Origin of the sequence: Rhizobium sp. BR 315 (genome assembly GCF_050577975.1) — a bacterium.
GTDB lineage: Bacteria > Pseudomonadota > Alphaproteobacteria > Rhizobiales > Rhizobiaceae > Rhizobium > Rhizobium miluonense.
Window position 1 is genome coordinate 84,308 of sequence record NZ_JARWKZ010000015.1, and the last position, 18,510, is coordinate 102,817.

The following is an 18,510-nucleotide window of genomic DNA, read 5'->3' on the forward strand; positions in this document are numbered from 1 at the left end:
CGTTATACAAACTATAGATCCGCTGAAAAGAAGGGTTTTGCGGCATGAATACGGAAATTCCCACGCGGGAAACGTTAGTTTACAAAATTCCCGCAGGCAGAAATGTTGAGCAATGAAATAATGCCATCGAGCAAAACAGGTGCGCACGCTCACTATATCACGCCACCCTTAGCCGTTCGACACTCCAGCCCGAAAGCCGAAGATCTGACCGTGGCAATCCACCTCCGCGCCGAAGAGGAATCGGTCATTCCAGCGGCTAGTCAGCAATCGATATGGGGACCGAAGATGAGATGGAAGAGTTCAGACTACCGCTGACGACCAAATTATTTTGGAGGCACGAGACTCAAGCAAGATATGGGCGCTGAACTGATTGCGGACTTCCCGCCGCAAGGGCTTTAGAGGCGCACCCCGCGCCGGGGCGCGCCCTCTAAGTCAAAAGATGAAGAAAGTCGAAGGCGGAACCTGCAACGCGGCAGCGATCCGCCGAAGTTTTGCCGGATCGGCATCGGCGCCGGCTTCGATCTCAACAATTTCCTCATTGGTGAGGCCACAGGTCTCAGACAGATCAGCAATCGTATAGCCGATAGCTTCCCGCGCCTGCCGCACAGCAGCTGCAATTTCACCATGCGGAACGGTGGAAGCTTTTGAACTATCGATATTATTCTGAGTAATGGACATGAAATTTCTCCTTCCAAAGTCCACCGGCAAAATCAATGCCGGGTGAAGGCAGCTATTGCAGCCATGGAGCATAACGACCCAAACAAATGTGGCCGAGCGCTGGGTCAATATAGGCATCAATGCGGCATAGGCAAGCATCGAAGCGCATGGCAGCTGAGATCCTGGCATATAGCTCGCTTGGCACGGTCAGAATGGACAAACATTCGGTTGCATTATCGCAAGGCAACAACTACAGGCACCATCACTCAAACTGAATAAGCGCTGGCCGCAAATGGGAAGAACACGGCACCCAGCCCTCAAGGCATTATTGGCTCGGCTACTTTTTACCGTTCGACTTGGATATTTTTCGTTCGGCTGCGAGCAGAAGCCCCTTCAGCTCCGGTTCGCGCACGCGACTTGCCGCTTCGATGAAGGAGACCCATTCGCTACGGCGCTGGCCTTTTTCGGGAAAATCCTGAAAAACCTGTTCGACGTCGAGCAGGTGCAATCCGACGACGCAGGGAACGCAATTGCCGTCGCCAAGCTGCTTCAGGTAGGTGAAGTAGCCGAAAGGCTTCTTCTTCACCTTGCCGCGCACGCCGGCCTCCTCAAAAGCCTCGATTGCTGCGACCTCGTGCGGCTTCTTGCCCTTGATCGGCCATCCCTTGGGCACGATCCAGCGACCGCTTTCCCGGCTCGTGACCATAAGAACCTCGGCAGTACGGTGCTCCGGCACCCTTCTATAGCAGATGGCGGCATATTGCTCGTAGACGGGGCCATGAAGCAGGGCGTCCGCATGCAATGCAAGTTCGGAAAGAAAACTCTCTGAACGCCTCAAGGCCTTTTCCTGCGCTGACAATGAAGACGCCATGCTGCCGACTACCCGCGACCTCGCCGCCCGCCGCAAAGCCGCCGCGAAATTCGCAGACGCGTGCTCATCAAAACTTTCTGCGCCACGCTGCCCTCCTGTCCCTTCTGCGGCTCTGCCGAAATTCGCAATTGTCAGCATCATGCTGTGAGCCGTTGCAATGACAGTATTATGAAGGCAGCTGTTGATCATGGCCTTGTGATCGGGGCAGGAGCTGACAATCCAGTCAGGCGCTGAAACTGAAAACGGCCCCGAGAGGGGCCGTTTCGCACTTGGGGGCATCGACGGGAGGCTTATTCTGCCGCCTGCAACGCCGGTATCTCGATCTCTTCACTCAATTGCCCCGCCATGGCGGCGGCAAACTTGGTCTGGTCGAGTTCGTTTTCCCAGCGGGCAACCACGATCGTAGCGACCGCATTGCCGACGAAGTTGGTCAGGGCACGGCATTCCGACATGAAGCGATCGATGCCGAGAATCAAAGCCATGCCGGCGATCGGCACCGAAGGCACGACTGCAAGCGTCGCGGCCAGCGTGATGAAGCCCGCGCCGGTGATGCCGGCCGCCCCCTTGGAGCTCAGCATGGCCACGAGCAGCAGCAGGATCTGGTCGCCGAGGGACAAGGGCGTATCGGTCGCCTGGGCAATGAAGAGTGCCGCCAGCGTCATATAGATGTTGGTGCCATCGAGGTTGAAGGAGTAACCCGTTGGGATGACGAGGCCAACGACCGAGCGCTTGCAGCCCGCACGCTCCATCTTGTTCATGAGGCCGGGCAATGCGGCTTCCGAGGAAGACGTGCCAAGGACGAGCAACAACTCTTCCTTGATGTAGCGGATCAGTGCCAGGATGGAGAAGCCGTTGTAGCGGGCGACAGCGCCGAGCACGACGAGCACGAACAGCAGCGACGTGGCATAGAAGGTGCCGATCAGGAATGCCAGATTGGCGATCGTGCCGATACCGTATTTACCGATGGTGAAGGCCATGGCGCCGAAGGCACCGATCGGAGCAAACTTCATCAGCAATGCGACCATGCGGAAGATCGGGGTAGTCAGCGCCTGCAGGAAATCGGTTACGGGACGGCCGCGCTCGCCGGCAGCGCCGAGCGCGATGCCGAAGATGACCGAGAAGAACAGCACCTGGAGAATATCGCCCTTGGCGAAGGCGCCGACGATCGTGTCGGGAATGATGTTCATCAGGAAGCCGACGACGGAGGCATCATGAGCCTGCGCCGCATAATTGTTGACTGCCTTCGTATCCAGCGTCGCCGGATTGATATGCATGCCAGCGCCCGGCTGCAAGACGTTCGAGACGATGAGGCCGACAATCAGCGCCAGGGTCGAGAAGGTCAGGAAGTAGATGAAAGACTTGCCGACGACACGGCCGAACTTCTTCAGATCCGACATTCCGGCAATGCCGGTGGTGACCGTCAGGAAGATGACGGGTGCGATGACCATGCGCACGAGCTTAATGAAGGCATCGCCGAGCGGCTGCAGCGACGCGCCAAACTGCGGATAGTAATGGCCAAGCAGAATGCCGGCGGCGATTGCGGTCAGGACCTGCACATAGAGATGCCGGTAAAAGGGAAGTTTGCCGCGCGTTTCGGCGGCAGCGATGGGAGCAATCATGATGTCCTCCGTTAAGCCCAACCGATCTCTCGGCCCTCCGGGCGACGACTAGAATTCAACAGCCTCCGACTGTTCCATTTTTCCTTGCAATGAGCGTGCCAGATGAATTGCACCGAGATAATCCATTGATTTATATGAGTTTAAATTCTCTCAGCTGAAATGCGCCTCCGGATTTGTGCGAAAATCCACACAGCAAGAATTGCGCCGTGCGCGAAAACATGCACAATGTGAGAATGCTGCAGCAGCCGGCGACAGGACGATTTTTGACACCAGAGCAACTGGGACGGCGATCCCGGCAGGTCTGGCTTGTCTTTGCGCTGCTATGCGCAGCCATCATCGCCGCCGCCTTGTACGGTGCCAGCTATTACGGTCGCCTCACAGCCCTCGAAATGCTGCAAAGGCAGGGACATACGGATGCGAACCTCAAGGTTGCTCTCCTGCGGGCGGTGCTTGAGCGTCCGCGCGCACTGCCGCTGTTGCTGGCGGATGATCAACAGGTGCGCGATGCACTAGCAAGACGGCAGGACGATGCCGTCATCGCTCTTGACCGCAAACTGGAAAGCCTGGTCTCCGGCACGAGCGCTTCGGTTCTCTATGTCGTCGGCAAGGACGGCATCGCCATGGCCTCGAGCAATTGGCGCGAGCCGCTGAGCTTTGTCGGCAATGATTATTCGTTCCGCGACTATTTCCGTAAAGCCATGGAGGCGGGAACAGCCGAGCATTATGCGCTCGGCACCGTCAGCAATCGCCCGGGCCTCTATATTTCCCGTCGCGTCGGCGATGCCGGTTCGGCCTTGGGCGTCGTTGTGGTGAAGATGGAATTCGATCAGCTGGAAGCCGATTGGAGCGAGACCGGACGCCCTGCTTACGTTATCGACGAACGTGGTATCGTGCTGATTACGAGCCTGCCCTCCTGGCGCTTCATGGCGGCGGGGCCGCTTTCACGCGAGGAAGCCGCCGCGATTCGAAAGAGCCTGCAATTTGGCGCGGCACCCCTCTCGCAGCTGCCAATCAGCCGTCCCAAGCCCATAGGTCCGGATGCGACCATTATGCGCGCCGTTTTGCCGGGCAGCAGTGCCGCCGAATATTTGCAGCTGACGACCGCGATCCCATCGACACCCTGGCGGCTCGGCTACCTGATACCGACCGACCAGGCGATAGCGTCCTCGGTGCGCGAGACACGCTTTCTCACTTTGACCGTGTTGCTGCCGATCCTGGCATTCGCAGCTTTCCTGCTGCGCAGGCGTGATGTTTCTGCGATGCAGATCGCCGTCAGCAGGATCGCCCGCGAGGAGCTGGAGCGGCGGGTACTCGAACGTACCGAAGATCTCAGCCGCGCGCGCGATCGCCTGGAGGCGGAGATTGCCGATCACCGCACGACAGAGGCGAAGCTGCAGGGGGTTCAACAGGATCTCGTGCAGGCCAACCGCCTTGCCATTCTCGGTCAGGTCGCGGCCGGCGTCGCCCATGAAATCAACCAGCCCCTCGCAACGATCCGCGCCTATGCGGAGAATGCCAGCGTCTTCCTCAAGCGGCAGCAGACTGAACCGGTCAAGGAGAACCTATCCTCCATCGCGGCACTGACGGAGCGGATCGGAACGATCACCGAGGAGCTCAAGGCCTTTGCCCGGAAGGGACGAACGGCGCCCGAGCCGGTGGACATGAGAAGCGTCATCGAAGGTGCTGTCGTTCTGCTCAGAAGCCGTTTCGCTGGCCGCCTCGACGCCCTCAAGATTGAACTGCCGCCGACGGGGGTCAACGTCGTCGGCACCCGGATCCGGCTTGAGCAGGTCTTGATTAACCTCTTTCAGAACGCGCTGGAAGCCCTCGAAGGCCGGGATCACGCCAAGGTCGAAGTCTCGGTGGACGAGACGTCGGATGACGTCGAGATCATCATCTCCGACAACGGACCCGGCATTCCAGCCGCAATCCTCGACTCGCTGTTCACGCCGTTCAATACCTCCAAGGAAAAGGGCCTCGGCCTCGGCCTTGTCATTTCCAAGGATATCGTCGTCGATTATGGCGGCCGTATCGAGGTCGAAAGCAGCAGCAGCGGAACCCGTTTCACCATTCATTTGCGCAAGGCCACGACATGAACGACAGCTCTCCGGTCTTTCTCATCGACGATGACAGGGATCTGCTGAAGGCAACGAAGCAGACGCTGGAACTGGCAGGCTTTGCCGTCTCGGCCTTCTCTGCGGCGAGCGACGCTTTAGGCGCTCTCGAACCGGGTTTTGCCGGGGTCGTCGTCTCCGATATCCGCATGCCGCAAATGGATGGACAGCAGCTCTTTGCCCACATCAAGAAACGCGATGACGATCTGCCCGTCATCCTGATGACCGGCCATGGCGATATTCCGATGGCGGTGCAGGCCATCCAGGATGGCGCCTATGATTTCATTGCCAAGCCGTTTGCCACGGACAGGCTGGTGCAAAGCGTGCGGCGAGCCGCAGAAAAGCGCCGGCTCGTTCTTGAAAACCGCTCGCTCCGCCTCGCCGCCGAGCAGGCGCAGGGCGATCTGCCGCTGATCGGCCAGACTCCGGCCATGGAGCGGCTGCGCCATACCTTGCGGCAGATCGCCGATACGGACGTCGATGTGCTTGTGACCGGTGAGACGGGCAGCGGCAAGGAAGTGGTGGCAAGCCTGCTGCATCGCTGGAGCCGTCGCGCAAAGGGCAATTTCGTTGCGCTGAACTGCGGGGCACTCCCCGAAACCGTGATCGAGAGCGAGCTTTTCGGCCACGAGCCGGGCGCGTTCACCGGCGCGCAGAAGAAGCGCATCGGCCGCATCGAACATTCAAGCGCCGGTACGCTGTTTCTCGACGAGATCGAAAGCATGCCGCCGGCGATTCAGGTGCAGATGCTGCGCGTGCTGGAAATGCGCGAAGTGACGCCGCTCGGTACGAACGAGGTTCGCCCCGTCGATCTGCGGGTGGTGGCGGCGGCCAAGGTCGATCTCGGCGATCCCGCCCAGCGTGGGGATTTTCGCGAGGATCTCTATTATCGCCTCAATGTCGTCACGCTCTCCATCCCGCCGCTGCGCGAGCGGCGCGATGATATTCCCCTACTCTTCAGCTATTTTGCCGAGCGTGCCGCCAATCGCTTCAAGCGCGAGCCGCCGGCCATTTCCAGCACAGCCCGCCGCCATTTGCTGCAGCACGACTGGCCGGGAAACGTTCGCGAGCTCTCCCATTTTGCCGAACGCCTGGTGCTCGGCCTCGAAACCGCAGCCGCGCCGAAACCCGGTGACGCGCCTGCCACGGATACAGCATTATCCCTACCCGCCCGGATGGAGCGCTATGAGGCCGAGCTCATTCGCGAGACGTTGTCGCAGAACAACGGCGATGTCCGCCGCACTATCGAAGCTCTGGGGATTCCGAGGAAGACCTTCTACGACAAGCTTCAGCGCCACGGCATCGTCAGAGGTGACTTTGCGGGTTTTGACGGAAGCGAACGGCAGGGCTCGTAAGCAGGCACTCCAAAACGAAAACTCGCGGCCTTGAGCCGCGAGCATCCCTGAATCAAGGCAAGGATCTAAGGGTCAGCCCACGGCTTCGATCTTGTCCTGTGTTTTCGTGTCGAAATCGCTGGCATCATGACGCTCGCGCAATTGCCCGGAAGGATCGCCCGACATACGGTTGACCATGCGGCCGCGCTTGACGGCAGGGCGCGAGTAAATCTGCTCGGCCCAGCGCTGAACATTCTTGTAATCCTGGACCTGCAGGAATTCGCCTGCGCCATACTGCCAGCCCTTGGCAAGGCCGCCGTACCAGGGCCAGATTGCCATATCGGCAATGGTGTATTCGCTGCCGGCGATATATTCGCTCTCGGCGAGGCGACGATCGAGCACGTCGAGTTCGCGCTTCACTTCCATGGCGAAACGATCGATCGCATATTCGATCTTCGTCGGCGCATAGGCATAGAAATGGCCGAAACCGCCGCCGAGATAGGGTGCGCTGCCCATCTGCCAGAACAGCCAGGACAGGCATTCGGCGCGAGCCGGTTGCTCGGTCGGCAGGAAGGCGCCAAATTTTTCGGCGAGATACATCAGAATTGAAGCGGATTCGAAGACGCGGATCGGCTTGGGGCCGCTGCGGTCGAGCAAAGCGGGAATCTTCGAATTCGGATTGATCTCGACGAAGCCGCTGCCGAACTGGTCGCCTTCGCCGATCCTGATCAGCCAGGCGTCATATTCGGCGCCCCTATGACCAAGCGCCAGCAGCTCCTCGAGCATGATCGTGACCTTCACGCCGTTTGGCGTACCGAGCGAATAGAGCTGAAGAGGATGCCGGCCGACAGGCAATTCCTTTTCATGGGTCGGCCCGGCGATTGGACGGTTGATATTGGCGAACTGGCCGCCATTCGCCTTGTTCCAAGTCCAGATCTTCGGCGGCGTATACTCGGCAGAACCGGTCATGGGCATCCTCCTTGTTCGGTGAATCAGGTTGAGGTGATCTTCGATGTAGCGCGCTACGCCTGTCGCACATAGTGACGTCGGTTCATTTTTACGAGAGGCGCACGCGATGCCTTTGATGGTCTTGGACAGAACAAAAAAGCCTGCCGCGGGAGGAGGTGCGGCAGGCTTTCTTCAAGAACCGAACAGCGGATGGGAGGAGGAGTTCCGCTGTTCACGCAGACGACCTTGGGAGGAGGAGAAGGGCGCCTGCAAAGCGAAGGGATGCGGGAGGAGGTGCATCGCTTCGATGGATTAAACATACCAGTCTTTTGCTCAGTTGATAGGCATTTCTTTGCAAGACAGCTATGCGCTATGCGAAAAGCAGAAAGCTCGACTGGAGCATTTTTCGGCAGAGAGCACGGTTCGGGCTTTCATGCGGACAAAACAAAAGCGCCTGCTCGGGAGGAGGCAGGCGCTCGCAAAATACAGCTTATAACTTAGCCTTGCCGACTGTCAGCCAGCGAGGGCTGCGCGGGCAACATTGCGGATTTCGCCGCGATCGATACCCAGATCGTGCAGTTCGCGGGTAGACATACGGCCCAGTTCAGCGACCGTCTGACGGTACTTGCGCCAGTTATTGAAAGAGCGTGCTACGTTCATGATGATCCCCTTTCCTTGGGCATTCGAAGCTGAGCTGCCGTGCTTGGCGCTTCGTTCACTTCGATGAGACACATATAGTCCAACCTCCTGCTCTTTGGCAGCGCCAAGGCTTCACTGCACCCATGCATCGAGTGCATGGATTAATGCGGCTCCGGTGACACCCGTCACGACCGGCCAACCACATCCCTTGCGATTTGCTGATGACATCGCCGGCGTTGTCTGCGACAAAGGAAGGGATGAGAGACAGGGGCGTCCGCTGTTCGGCGGGCTGAGAAGCACCCTTTGAACCTGAACCAGATCATGCTGGCGGAGGGAGTCGCTCGGGGCTTTGCAACATTGCTCGCGCCCCTATGCGTCTCGCCCGCCTGAAAGGGGCGATATGCCGGACCAAACCACGACAGGCACTCTACTCGACGCCATGCGGGCGAACCCGCCATTGGTACAATGCATCACCAATTTCGTGGCGATGAATATCGCCGCCAACGTGATGCTCGCCGCCGGCGCATCCCCTGCCATGGTCCACGCCGAGGAAGAAGCCGCCGAATTCGCCACCATCTCCGGCGCGCTGACGATCAACATCGGCACGCTATCGACCGGATGGCTCGCGGGCATGCTTTCCGCAGCAAGATCGGCAAGAGAGACCGGCAAGCCCTGGGTTCTCGATCCCGTTGCTCACTACGCTACGGCCTTCCGGCGCAAGGCGGTCGCACAATTGCTGGAGCTGCAGCCGACGATCATCCGCGGCAATGCTTCGGAGATCATTGCGCTTGCCGGTGGCGCCAGCCGCGGCCAGGGCGTCGACAGCCGCGACCCCGTCGAATTGGCTGAGGAATCGGCAAGGCAACTCGCCGAACGGCATGAATGTGTGGTCGCCATCACCGGCGTCACCGATTTCGTGACCGATGGACGCGAGGCCCGACGCATCGCCGGCGGTTCGCCGTTCATGCCTCAGGTCACGGCACTCGGCTGCTCGCTGACCTGCCTTGTTGGAGCATTCGCGGCGACCACGCCCGACAATCCCTTCGATGCGACTGTCGCGGCCCTCGCCGTCTTTGCCGTTGCCGGGGAGCAGGCCGGAGCGGCGGCCGATGGCCCCGGCTCCTTTTCCTGGCGCTTTCTCGATGCGCTGGCTGCCCTCGACGCCGAGACCCTATCCGCCAAAGCGAGGATCATGACGGCATGAAAAGCTTCGATCTTTCACTCTATCTCGTTCTGGATCCTGTCCTATGCGCTGATATCGGCATGGTCGAAACAGCCCGTGCCGCTTTCGCCGGCGGCGCAACCATCGTGCAGCTGCGCGACAAACATGCCTCGACCGCAGCCATGATCGAGACCGGCCTTGCCCTCAAGCAGATGCTGGCCGGTAGTAATGCCCGCCTTATCGTCAACGATAACGTCGAGGCCGCTATCGCCATCGGCGCCGATGGCCTGCATATCGGCCAGGAGGATATGGATGCCCATGAGGCACGACGGATGATCGGCCCGGATATGATCCTCGGCCTTTCGGTAGAGACCGAGGCCCTCGCCTCGGCCATCGATGCGGGGATCGTTGATTATGCCGGGGTCGGCCCCGTCTTTGCAACGCAGACCAAGCCCGACCACAAGCAGCCGATCGGCCTCGACGGGCTCGCCGGCATCGTCAAGCTCTGCCCGGTTCCGACGGTCGCTATCGGCGGCCTGAAGGCCGAGCACACCGCTGCGGTGCTGGCGGCCGGGGCAGACGGGCTGGCCGTTGTCTCGGCCATATGCGGCACGCCCGATCCCGCGGCCGCGACAGTCCTTATCGCCAAAGCCATCAGGGAGGCGCGCAAATGATCCGTAACGTCCTGTCCATCGCCGGCTCCGATCCCTCCGGTGGCGCCGGCATCCAGGCCGACCTCAAGACCTTTTCGGCTTGCGGCGTTTATGGAATGGCTGCTTTGACCGCACTGACCGCTCAAAACACGCGGGGCGTTTCCGGCGTTCAGCCGGTGCCTCCGCAATTCGTCGCCGATCAGATCGCAGCGATCTTTGCCGATATCCGCGTCGATGCCGTCAAGATCGGCATGATCGCCAATGCGGCGATCGCGAGCGCCGTTGCCGAGATCCTGACGCGACATCGCGATGTCCCCGTCGTGCTTGATCCCGTCATGATCGCCAAAGGCGGCGCAGCCCTTCTTGCCGCCGATGCCGTCGACGTGCTGACCACGCAGCTGCTGCCGCTGGCGACAGTCGTGACGCCGAACCTGCCCGAGGCGGCTGCGCTGTTGCACGAACCCGAAGCACGAAGCCGCGAAGATATGGCGCGTCAGGCGCTCGCCCTTTCAAAGCTCGGCCCTGCAGCCGTGCTCGTGAAGGGCGGTCATCTCGAAAGCGATGAGAGCCCCGATGTGCTGGCAAGCGCCGGCACCATCACCTGGTTCGAAACCGACCGCTTGCCGACGAAGAACACGCATGGAACCGGCTGCACCCTCTCCAGCGCCATTGCCGCCGAGATCGCCAAGGGCCTACCGCTTCCGGAAGCCGTCGCCTCGGCTAAGGACTATCTCGCCCAGGCTGTCGCGGCCGCTGGTCAGCTCTCGGTCGGTAGCGGCCACGGGCCCGTGCAGCATTTCCATGCGCTATGGGCGGACAATGAAGGAGTGAAGAGATGAGCCTGCCAATCAAGGACCAGATCGTTATCGTTTCAGGCGCCGGGCGTGGTTTCGGAGCAGCAATCGCCGCAGCCTTTGCCCGCGAAGGCGCGAAGGTCGCGATCAATTATCGAGCCAGCCGCGCGCAGGCGGAAACGCTTGCGACGCAGCTCGGCGATCGTGCGAAGGCTTTCCAAGCCGATATGCGCAGCCTCACCGAAACGGAACGGCTGGTGGAACAGGTGACCGCCCATTTCGGAGCGCCGACCACTGTCGTGCATAATGCGCTTGCCGATTTCAGCTTCAATGGCGATGCGCGCTCGAAACTGGATGCGTTGAGCTGGGCTGAGATGGCGACGCAGCTCGAGACGGCCCTGCAGGGGGCGCTCAACCTTATTCAGGCGGCGCGGCCGGCGATGGCGGCAAATGGCTTTGGCAGAATCGTCACGATCGGCACCAACCTCTTCCAGAATCCCGTCGTGCCCTACCATGACTATACGGCGGCGAAGGCGGCCCTCCTGTCATTGACCCGAACAGCTGCCGCCGAACTCGGGCCGCTCGGGATCACTGTGAACATGGTTTCGGGCGGCCTGCTGCGCACGACCGATGCAAGCAGCGCCACGCCGGAAGCCGTCTTCGATGTCATCGCCGCCAATACGCCGCTTCGCCGCGTCACCACGCCGGAGGAAGCGGCCGATGCAGTTCTATTCTTCGCCAGCCCTTGGGCGCGCGCGGTGACCGGACAAAACCTCATCGTCGATGGCGGGCTGGTCTTCGGCTAGGCTGTAGTGACGATTTATCTATCTGAGCCAGATTGTTATTGCTGCGATGATGACGAAGCCTCTGAAGTTGGCGAGGAGTTTGTCGTAGCGGGTGGCAACCCGACGGAATTGCTTGAGCTTTGCGAAGAAGCGCTCAACAAGGTTGCGTTCCTTGTAGAGGCGCCAATTGCAGGAATGCGGACGTCGTCGTTCGGGTCTTGGCGGAATGACTGGGACGGCGCCGGCGTCGAGAATAGTGTCGTGAAAGTGCTCTGCGTCATAGGCCCTATCGGCGATGACGTGGCCGGGATTGAGGCCATGGAGCAATTGCTTGCCATAGATCACATCGCCACGATGTCCCGGTGTGAGCACGAAACGCACCGGCAATCCCAAGGCATCGACGGCGGTGTGGATCTTGGTGCCTAGCCCACCGCGTGAGCGGCCAAGGCCCTGGGCGTCCGCTCCCCCCTTTTTCGCCGCGCTCCAGCGGCTTGGGGCTGGGCACGGATGGAGGTAGAATCGATCGAGACCCAGTCAAGGTCGGCTTCCTGCGCCAACGCTTCAAACAGTCCGTCCAAAACGCCCATCTCGATCCAGCGGTAATAGCGCCGCTTGACGGTCTGATAATCGCCGTAACGCTCGGGTAAATCACGCCAACGTCCACCCGAACGGGCCATCCAGATCAGCGCCTCGACGAAGCGTCGGTTGTTTGAGCGCGGTCCACGCCGCCCTTTGCGCCCTCCCGGCACAAAAGGTTCGATGCGAGACCACTGTTCAACGCTGAGCCTATCCACGTCCATGACCAACCTCCAAAAGGCAGCCTTGAATCTGATTTGCTCCCGCGTGGAAACCACAAAACGTTAAATCGTCACTACAGCCTAGAGCGTTTCCGCTTTTCTTCGAATCGCGAAAACGCTCTATCTTCTTGTTTCTTCACGCATTCCCGACGGAAAACCGCTGCGCACTTTTCCTGGAAATGCTCTAGGCAAAACGACAAGGAGGCGCTGACTTTTGATCGACGCCTCCATCTTTCTCTCTGAGCTCAGTTCGGGTCGGCCGGTCAGGCCCAGCCCATGGTCAGCACGCCGAAGATGATAATTGCGCCCAACACGACGCGGTAGATCACGAAGGGCCAGGTGGAGAACCGTTCCAGGAAGCGCATAAGTCCCCAGATGGTTACAAAGGACGAGATGCTGCCGACGATCAGTCCGACGATCAGAATGGACCAGGCTTCCATTGGAATATGGGCCTTATAGAGCGTGAACAGTTCCTTCAGGCCGGCAAGCGCGATTGCGGGCAAGCCAAGCAGGAAGGAGAACCGGGCCGCTTCCTCGCGCTTCAGGCCGAGAAAGAGCGCGCCGGTCAACGTCGAGCCGGAGCGCGAAACGCCGGGCACGAGAGCGCCGACCTGGGTGATGCCGACAAACAACGCATCGATCAGCGTCATCTGTTCGATGTTCTTTCTGTGGCGGCTATACAATTCCGCAACGGCCAGAAGCACGCCCATGACGACGCAGGCGATACCGATGACCCACAGGCTGCGGAACGACGTGCCGCAGGCATTCAGCGAAGACGCCAGCAGCAGGCCGGCGATGGCGATCGGAATGGTCGCGATCACGATAGCGATCGCAAGTCGCATGGCGGGCGAGCCCCAATCTCTCCGCCTGATGGCGTCGAGCGACCCGAAGGTGACGTAGCGCACGTCGCTCCAGAAATAGGAGATGATCGCGGCCAGCGCGGCAAGCTGCATGGCTGCCGAAAACGCCGAGCCCGGATCCTGCCAGCCGAGCAAGGCCGGCACCAGGCGCATATGGGCGGTGGAAGAGACCGGCAGAAGCTCCGTCAAGCCCTGCACGACGCCTAGAATAGCAATTTTGGCGTAGCCCAGGGCGACAAAGCCCGTGTCCACGCCTTGTGTACAAACATCAGCCACGTTTCGAAATCCTCAGTTCTCTTTGGGGGGCTTTGCACCTGAACGGTGCGATGAACTTTGCTGCGAAACCGTTTTCCGACACGTTACTGGCCATACCTATCAGAGGCTTTGCCAATCTCGCGCTCGGAATCGAGGGCGAAGATAATTGGGCAGGCTGAACTCTATCTGAAATTGCCAGCCTTGTTTTTAGGTTTCATGACATTCGACCATCACCTTCGCGCAAGGCCTTCCCATGGCAGAGATGACGGATGGAGCGCGATAGAAGCCCGATACCCCGAGCAGCGAGGGAAATTGCGATGAAGATCGGGCCGCGGCGGGGCTGACATCAGAGGTATTTCGACGAAAATGCGCTTCATTTCGTATAGAACGCGCGCGACCTTTCCAGATGCTTCAGCATTTCCCGCTCCGCGCCGTCTGCATCGTTCTCGGCTAGGCGCAGGAGGATTTCCTCGTGTTCGATGAGGGTAAAATCCTCGTTGCCGGTCCAGATCAGCATATCCGTTTGGTAGGCCTTCAGCCAGGTCAGCATGGCCTCGCTTAAGGCAACGAAGATCGGGTTTCCGGAAATCTGGGCAATGCGCGTGTGAAATTGCATGTCAGCAGAAATGAACTCTTCAGGATGGCCGAGCCAAGTCCGCTGCAGCTCGATAATCTCCCGAAGGTCGGCGATATCCTTTTCAGTCGCACGCGCCGCCGCCTCGCGCGTCATGCCGCGCTCAAAGAAGATGCGCGCGCTCTTCAGATGCTCCAGTGAATCCGGTGACTGCGACAGCATGATCTTCGCCGTCAGATCGACCTGCCGGAAGATGGACTTCGCTGTGAGCTCAAGCACCTTGGCCCGCTCGCCATGAGAGATATTGACCAATCCCATATTGGCAAGCGTCTGCATGGCTTCGCGGATAGCGGGCCGCCCCACGCCAAAGCGCTCCATAAGGGTGCGCTCCGACGGCATTTCATCGCCCGGCCTCAATTCACCCGACGTGATCAGCCGTTCCAGCCGGTCGAACACTTCATCGGAAAGTTTTCGGCGTACAATTTGTTCGACTGGCTGCCCCATGGACCCCCGCGCGCTCAAGGCTGTTTCTTCCCTATCGATTCTTGCTCACCGCCGCGGTAGCCCATACCGGACGACTCGCCCGCCACCGAGTGAAAAATCGCTAGGAGAGCAGGAAGCTCTCATCATGTCAGATTTCACCATCCGAGAATCATCCGCGGAAGGAGCACCCTTGCCTACTCTATCGAAACCTCGGGCAGCATTGAGGCGAACTGCTGTCAAAGTTCGCCGTCGGATTGCGGATGAAGACTTGGATCTAGATCGGGACCATGCCCGTAGCCTCTCCCTTTGCCTGGGGTACTAAGGCACGACGGCAGAACCGATCGACTTCTAAGCGCGTGCCGCGCCCGATCGAAGGGATGGGAAACTAGCCAAACTGATGAGGGGCGAGCGCTTGCAGATTTCCCGAGAGCATTTCCGCTTTTCTTCGAATCGCGACAACGCTCTATTTTCCTGCTTTTTTTTTACGCATTCCGGACAGAAAACCGCTGCGCACTTTTCCTGGAAATGCTCTGTAGGGCCGAAGCCGCGTTTAGGCGCCCATCACGCCGGCCAAAGTTAGGCTGGCACGGATCCGCGCGGCGCGCGCTTCTGGGCGTCACCCATGACCGAGAAGACCCGCTTGATGAATGCATCGCCGTCGAACTGCCGTGCGGCACCTTCGGTGGCATGGTCTGGACGATCGAAGATGAAAGCTTCGAGGTTGACGATCGGCAATTTCAGCCGGGTGCGCACCTCACCGATCATCGCCGTATGCGTCACCACTACCTGACAGCCATTCGGCTCGAACCATTCCTGAATGCCCGTCGCGGGTATGGTCGCCACCGTCAGACCTCGCTCCGACAGGACGGAACCTATGCGCGTCGCGGCCTGCTGATTGTCCAGGCAAATTAGTACGTCGGTCTGCGAAAGGGACGGCGAATTGTCTGAATGCATCAAGCAGCCTCTTGTTTGAGATGAGGCGAATATACCGATTCGGACGTAACGCAGTGTTTGAAGTTGTTACATTTTGTTTCAGGACGATGATGGATCCACGGCACATCCTCGCAGGGGGAAATCCTCGAAAGATCCTCAAAACTGTCGTTTAATCTATTGATTTTTCTGGAAATTACTATCGAATCTAAAACACCTTCACATTGGATCAGGCTATTCGGAAAAGCGCTCGCGCCGCAATCTCGTTGTCGGGATCCTGAGCGTGCCTGCTCAGACAGCAGCTGAGATTCCGCGAATATCGCGGTCGGCAACGACCATCGAAGGGCCAATCGATGCGGGATAATCAACAGCCCCGAGATTGCATGAGAGCGGCTTCAGCTCGAGGCAAAGCTCGTCATTCGTCATGGTATGGCTATAGTCTTCTAGGCTGAGACGCGCGCGCGGCGGCTTTGACGGAGGTCGACAGCTGTGTGCCAGACGATCGCGGCAAAGATGATCATACCGCCAATGAACGTCGCGGCTGGCGGTCTCTCGGAGAAAATGAGCCAGACCCAGAAGGGGGTCAGCACGATCTCCATAGAACTGATGAGGGCCGCATCCGCTGCTGGCATTCGCCTCGATCCGAACAGGAACAGGACAAAAGCAAGCGCGAAATTCGTGGCGCCGAAGGCCGCCAGCAAGAACCAGTTATGGGCATCGAGCGCGGCCGTCGATGCGAAAGGAACGAAGATCACGAATGTGAGGAAGCCGCTGACGATGCTAGAAGGCAGGATCGGCACGCTGCGGTCCATCCGCGGGATGACGATGATGAGCGCGAAGGTGACCGTCATGCCGAGCGCCAGCAGATCGCCGACGCCGGTGCCGCCGCCGATCGACGAGGCGACAATGACGGCCACGCCGATCAGGCAGATGGCTCCGGCAATCAAGGTTCGCTTCGCCACACGCTCCTTCAGCATCGTCCAGCTGAGGAAAGCGGCGATGAAAGGCGCGGTCGCATAGATCATGGTCACGTTTGCGACCGTGGTCATGTAGAGCGCACCGATGAAGCAGGCCTGGCTGATGGCCTGACAGGCGATCATCGCTAGACCGGCAGGGCGAAAGACCGAGCTCCACTGGCGCCACGAGAACCCACCTTCGAGGAACAAGCTCGGGATAAACAGGAACACGCCGCCGAACAGCGATCGCCAGGCAATCGCCGTCCATATGTCGGTGGTCAGAAGCCGCGCATAGATGCCGCTGCAGCTCCAGGCCAGGGTTGCGATCGCCACAAGAATGACACCCCTCTCGTAATCGCCGGTTAGAGCGGAGCGGGCCGGAAGCTGGAAGGTCATTTGAGAGGACTCAAGGATAAAATAGGAATCGAATGCCATCTGTGTGCGCCGATATTTGACATCAGGCAAACGAATAGTAGAGATAGTAGCCATCAGAAATATTTGTGGTCGTTCATGCGCGAACCCATCGAAAGCGATCTGCTTCGAACCTTCCTCGTCATCAGCGAGACGTTGAATTTTTCCGTTGCCGCGCAGCGCATCGGGCGCACGCAATCCGCCGTGAGCGCTCAGATCCGGCGCCTTGAGGAAACGATCGGCGAAACACTGTTCGAGAGAAATGCGCGGGGCGCCGCGCTGACCCGGGCGGGAAATCAGCTGCTTCCCTATGCGCAGCGGGTTATCGAGCTTCTGAACGAAGCAGCCGCTACTATCCGCACCAAACCGCTCGACGGACCGGTACGGATCGGAATTCCCGAGGAATATAGCCAGACCATACTCCCGGCGGCCCTTGCCGCCTTCGCCGTCCGGCATCCGGCTGTCGAGGTAACCGTTTCCTGCGACTATACCGCCCCGAATCTTGCAGCCCTGGAGAGAGACGAACTCGACCTCGCCGTTGTCTTCGACTGGAGCAACCAGACGACAGGTGAAATTCTTTGCGTCGACCCCACGGTCTGGGTCACCTCCTTGGTGCACCGCCTGCACGAGGCAAGACCGCTGCCCATAGCGGTCTACCGGAATTCGACCTGGTGCCGTGATTTTGCGCTGCGTTCGCTGGAACAGGCGGGCCTACGCTATCGCGTCGCCTTCATCGCAGACACCGGTTCGGGCCTGAAGAGCGCCGTTCTCGCGGGCCTTGCCGTTTCGACGCTATCGCGCAGCAACATCCCCCATGGCTGCAGAGAGCTGACCCTCGAGGATGGGTTTCCCCCCGTCGATTCCTCCCGCGTCGTGCTTCGCCGTAACCCTTATCACTCGAGCGCGGCGATCCGAGAGCTTGCGGACATGGTCAGGGAAGCGTTTCGGCCCATGTCGAACCTGCTGCAGCCATAGGGCTTCAAGGCGTTGTCACCGCAGCGGGAACCGCCTGCCGCCAGCTATTCTTGCCGCGGCAGACGCCAATCACACCTTCATCTTGATGGAAGGCGTCACTTTCCTTGATATTGATCGTCGGTGACATGCTCCATCCAATCCACCACCTTGCCGTCGAGGTGTTCGTGGATGGCGATATGGGTCATGGCAGTCGTCGGCGAAGCGCCGTGCCAGTGCCTTTCGCCGGGCTCGAACCAGACGACATCTCCCGGACGGATTTCCTCGACCGGACCGCCCTCACGCTGGACGCGCCCAAGGCCTGCGGTGACGATCAGCGTCTGGCCGCACGGATGGGTATGCCATGCGGTGCGGGCGCCGGGTTCGAAAGTCACGCTGCCGGCCGCGGCGCGGCGTGCTTCGTTGGCGGCAAACAGCGGGTCGATGCGCACCGTGCCGGTGAACCAGTCCGACGGGCCTTTTCCTGAGGGCTGCATACCGTTCCTGTTGATATCCATGATGGCGTCCTTCCTTGTCATGAGCCGCAGTGGCGCGACCGTATCGCGCTAATTTAACGCCTGTTCCACAGAACAATAGCGGGGCGTCGATGCATAGACTTATGAGCGATGATGATAAATGTCCCTCCCGGAATATTGCCCATTGGAACGCTGAAATCCAGGCAAAACGGGTCGCACACGCATCCGTGCGCTATGTTGC

At 59.7% G+C, this 18,510-nt stretch carries 18 protein-coding genes and 1 riboswitch; of the genes, 7 read left to right on the forward strand and 11 right to left on the reverse strand.

Annotation, left to right across the window (positions count from 1 at the left end; genetic code table 11):
* Nucleotides 1-432: 432 nt before the first annotated feature.
* The 3 genes from QD409_RS16930 to QD409_RS16940 form a co-directional block, all read right to left on the reverse strand.
* Nucleotides 433-678, reverse strand: coding sequence for a helix-turn-helix domain-containing protein (locus QD409_RS16930; protein ID WP_430763204.1), 246 nt, complete (start codon nt 676-678; stop codon nt 433-435).
* Between the two features lie 316 nt (nt 679-994).
* A complete protein-coding gene (locus QD409_RS16935; protein ID WP_430763178.1) occupies nt 995-1,495 on the reverse strand; it encodes an NUDIX hydrolase in 501 nt (166 codons plus the stop codon).
* Nucleotides 1,496-1,818: 323 nt separating this feature from the next.
* Complete coding sequence (locus QD409_RS16940) at nt 1,819-3,147, reverse strand: dicarboxylate/amino acid:cation symporter (protein ID WP_092847772.1); 1,329 nt, start codon at nt 3,145-3,147, stop codon at nt 1,819-1,821.
* Nucleotides 3,148-3,380: 233 nt separating this feature from the next.
* Here QD409_RS16940 and QD409_RS16945 point away from each other — a divergent pair, with 233 nt between their 5' ends.
* Both QD409_RS16945 and QD409_RS16950 read left to right on the forward strand, forming a co-directional pair.
* Nucleotides 3,381-5,243 (forward strand): sensor histidine kinase, encoded by a 1,863-nt coding sequence (locus QD409_RS16945; protein ID WP_430763205.1) that lies wholly within the window; start codon nt 3,381-3,383, stop codon nt 5,241-5,243.
* The gene (locus QD409_RS16950) at nt 5,240-6,616 is read left to right on the forward strand and encodes a sigma-54-dependent transcriptional regulator (protein WP_430763179.1); all 1,377 of its coding nucleotides are present in this window, start codon (nt 5,240-5,242) and stop codon (nt 6,614-6,616) included. Before QD409_RS16945 ends, QD409_RS16950 begins: the two co-directional genes overlap by 4 nt.
* 72 nt (nt 6,617-6,688) lie before the next feature.
* Here QD409_RS16950 and yghU read toward each other — a convergent pair whose 3' ends face one another.
* Together yghU and QD409_RS16960 are read right to left on the reverse strand one after the other, a co-directional pair.
* Nucleotides 6,689-7,564 (reverse strand): glutathione-dependent disulfide-bond oxidoreductase, encoded by an 876-nt coding sequence (yghU, locus tag QD409_RS16955; RefSeq protein ID WP_430763180.1) that lies wholly within the window; start codon nt 7,562-7,564, stop codon nt 6,689-6,691.
* A 492-nt stretch (nt 7,565-8,056) separates the two neighbouring features.
* Complete coding sequence (locus QD409_RS16960; RefSeq protein WP_092847790.1) at nt 8,057-8,203, reverse strand: DUF1127 domain-containing protein; 147 nt, start codon at nt 8,201-8,203, stop codon at nt 8,057-8,059.
* A gap of 235 nt (nt 8,204-8,438) precedes the next feature.
* A riboswitch (TPP riboswitch) is annotated at nt 8,439-8,535 on the forward strand.
* A gap of 47 nt (nt 8,536-8,582) precedes the next feature.
* On the opposite strand from QD409_RS16960, the gene thiM reads away from it, so the two are divergent.
* The 4 genes from thiM to QD409_RS16980 are packed head-to-tail and all read left to right on the forward strand — an operon-like array spanning nt 8,583 to nt 11,597.
* The gene (thiM, locus tag QD409_RS16965) at nt 8,583-9,386 is read left to right on the forward strand and encodes a hydroxyethylthiazole kinase (protein WP_430763181.1); all 804 of its coding nucleotides are present in this window, start codon (nt 8,583-8,585) and stop codon (nt 9,384-9,386) included.
* Nucleotides 9,383-10,018, forward strand: a complete 636-nt coding sequence (thiE, locus tag QD409_RS16970) for a thiamine phosphate synthase (RefSeq protein WP_430763182.1) — start codon at nt 9,383-9,385, stop codon at nt 10,016-10,018. Before thiM ends, thiE begins: the two co-directional genes overlap by 4 nt.
* A complete protein-coding gene (gene thiD, locus QD409_RS16975) occupies nt 10,015-10,836 on the forward strand; it encodes a bifunctional hydroxymethylpyrimidine kinase/phosphomethylpyrimidine kinase (protein ID WP_430763183.1) in 822 nt (273 codons plus the stop codon). Before thiE ends, thiD begins: the two co-directional genes overlap by 4 nt.
* Nucleotides 10,833-11,597 carry a 3-oxoacyl-ACP reductase gene (locus QD409_RS16980; protein WP_430763184.1) on the forward strand — a complete coding sequence of 255 codons (765 nt, stop codon included), beginning with the start codon at nt 10,833-10,835 and terminating at the stop codon, nt 11,595-11,597. The genes thiD and QD409_RS16980 overlap by 4 nt, the downstream gene beginning before the upstream one ends.
* A gap of 18 nt (nt 11,598-11,615) precedes the next feature.
* On the opposite strand, the gene QD409_RS16985 is transcribed toward QD409_RS16980, so the two are convergent.
* From QD409_RS16985 to QD409_RS17005, 5 genes are all read right to left on the reverse strand, one after another.
* A protein-coding gene (locus QD409_RS16985) for an IS5 family transposase (RefSeq protein WP_430763185.1) occupies nt 11,616-12,376 on the reverse strand; the annotation gives its coding sequence in 2 pieces (ribosomal slippage) (nt 11,616-12,049 and nt 12,049-12,376; 762 coding nt in all).
* A gap of 260 nt (nt 12,377-12,636) precedes the next feature.
* Complete coding sequence (gene uppP, locus QD409_RS16990; protein WP_430763186.1) at nt 12,637-13,509, reverse strand: undecaprenyl-diphosphatase UppP; 873 nt, start codon at nt 13,507-13,509, stop codon at nt 12,637-12,639.
* 352 nt (nt 13,510-13,861) lie between these two features.
* Complete coding sequence (locus tag QD409_RS16995) at nt 13,862-14,566, reverse strand: transcriptional regulator NanR (protein WP_430763206.1); 705 nt, start codon at nt 14,564-14,566, stop codon at nt 13,862-13,864.
* A 555-nt stretch (nt 14,567-15,121) separates the two neighbouring features.
* Nucleotides 15,122-15,499 (reverse strand): hypothetical protein, encoded by a 378-nt coding sequence (locus QD409_RS17000; protein ID WP_092847811.1) that lies wholly within the window; start codon nt 15,497-15,499, stop codon nt 15,122-15,124.
* 419 nt (nt 15,500-15,918) lie between these two features.
* The gene (locus tag QD409_RS17005) at nt 15,919-16,827 is read right to left on the reverse strand and encodes a DMT family transporter (protein ID WP_430763187.1); all 909 of its coding nucleotides are present in this window, start codon (nt 16,825-16,827) and stop codon (nt 15,919-15,921) included.
* Between the two features lie 114 nt (nt 16,828-16,941).
* Between QD409_RS17005 and QD409_RS17010 the strand changes: the two genes are divergently transcribed.
* Complete coding sequence (locus QD409_RS17010; protein WP_430763188.1) at nt 16,942-17,817, forward strand: LysR substrate-binding domain-containing protein; 876 nt, start codon at nt 16,942-16,944, stop codon at nt 17,815-17,817.
* A 95-nt stretch (nt 17,818-17,912) separates the two neighbouring features.
* Here the strand turns inward: QD409_RS17010 and QD409_RS17015 are convergent, their stop codons facing one another.
* Nucleotides 17,913-18,311 (reverse strand): (R)-mandelonitrile lyase, encoded by a 399-nt coding sequence (locus QD409_RS17015; RefSeq protein ID WP_430763189.1) that lies wholly within the window; start codon nt 18,309-18,311, stop codon nt 17,913-17,915.
* Nucleotides 18,312-18,510 lie beyond the last annotated feature (199 nt).

Excerpts from the sequence above, each read along its gene's own strand:
- QD409_RS16930 (WP_430763204.1), bottom strand. The coding sequence starts at position 678 with ATGTCCATTACTCAGAATAATATCGATAGTTCAAAAGCTTCCACCGTT.
- QD409_RS16940 (WP_092847772.1), bottom strand. The coding sequence starts at position 3,147 with ATGATTGCTCCCATCGCTGCCGCCGAAACGCGCGGCAAACTTCCCTTT.
- QD409_RS16945 (WP_430763205.1), top strand. The coding sequence starts at position 3,381 with ATGCTGCAGCAGCCGGCGACAGGACGATTTTTGACACCAGAGCAACTG.
- QD409_RS16950 (WP_430763179.1), top strand. The coding sequence starts at position 5,240 with ATGAACGACAGCTCTCCGGTCTTTCTCATCGACGATGACAGGGATCTG.
- yghU (WP_430763180.1), bottom strand. The coding sequence starts at position 7,564 with ATGACCGGTTCTGCCGAGTATACGCCGCCGAAGATCTGGACTTGGAAC.
- QD409_RS16960 (WP_092847790.1), bottom strand. The coding sequence starts at position 8,203 with ATGAACGTAGCACGCTCTTTCAATAACTGGCGCAAGTACCGTCAGACG.
- thiM (WP_430763181.1), top strand. The coding sequence starts at position 8,583 with ATGCCGGACCAAACCACGACAGGCACTCTACTCGACGCCATGCGGGCG.
- thiE (WP_430763182.1), top strand. The coding sequence starts at position 9,383 with ATGAAAAGCTTCGATCTTTCACTCTATCTCGTTCTGGATCCTGTCCTA.
- thiD (WP_430763183.1), top strand. The coding sequence starts at position 10,015 with ATGATCCGTAACGTCCTGTCCATCGCCGGCTCCGATCCCTCCGGTGGC.
- QD409_RS16980 (WP_430763184.1), top strand. The coding sequence starts at position 10,833 with ATGAGCCTGCCAATCAAGGACCAGATCGTTATCGTTTCAGGCGCCGGG.
- QD409_RS16995 (WP_430763206.1), bottom strand. The coding sequence starts at position 14,566 with ATGGGGCAGCCAGTCGAACAAATTGTACGCCGAAAACTTTCCGATGAA.
- QD409_RS17000 (WP_092847811.1), bottom strand. The coding sequence starts at position 15,499 with ATGCATTCAGACAATTCGCCGTCCCTTTCGCAGACCGACGTACTAATT.
- QD409_RS17005 (WP_430763187.1), bottom strand. The coding sequence starts at position 16,827 with ATGACCTTCCAGCTTCCGGCCCGCTCCGCTCTAACCGGCGATTACGAG.
- QD409_RS17010 (WP_430763188.1), top strand. The coding sequence starts at position 16,942 with ATGCGCGAACCCATCGAAAGCGATCTGCTTCGAACCTTCCTCGTCATC.
- QD409_RS17015 (WP_430763189.1), bottom strand. The coding sequence starts at position 18,311 with ATGGATATCAACAGGAACGGTATGCAGCCCTCAGGAAAAGGCCCGTCG.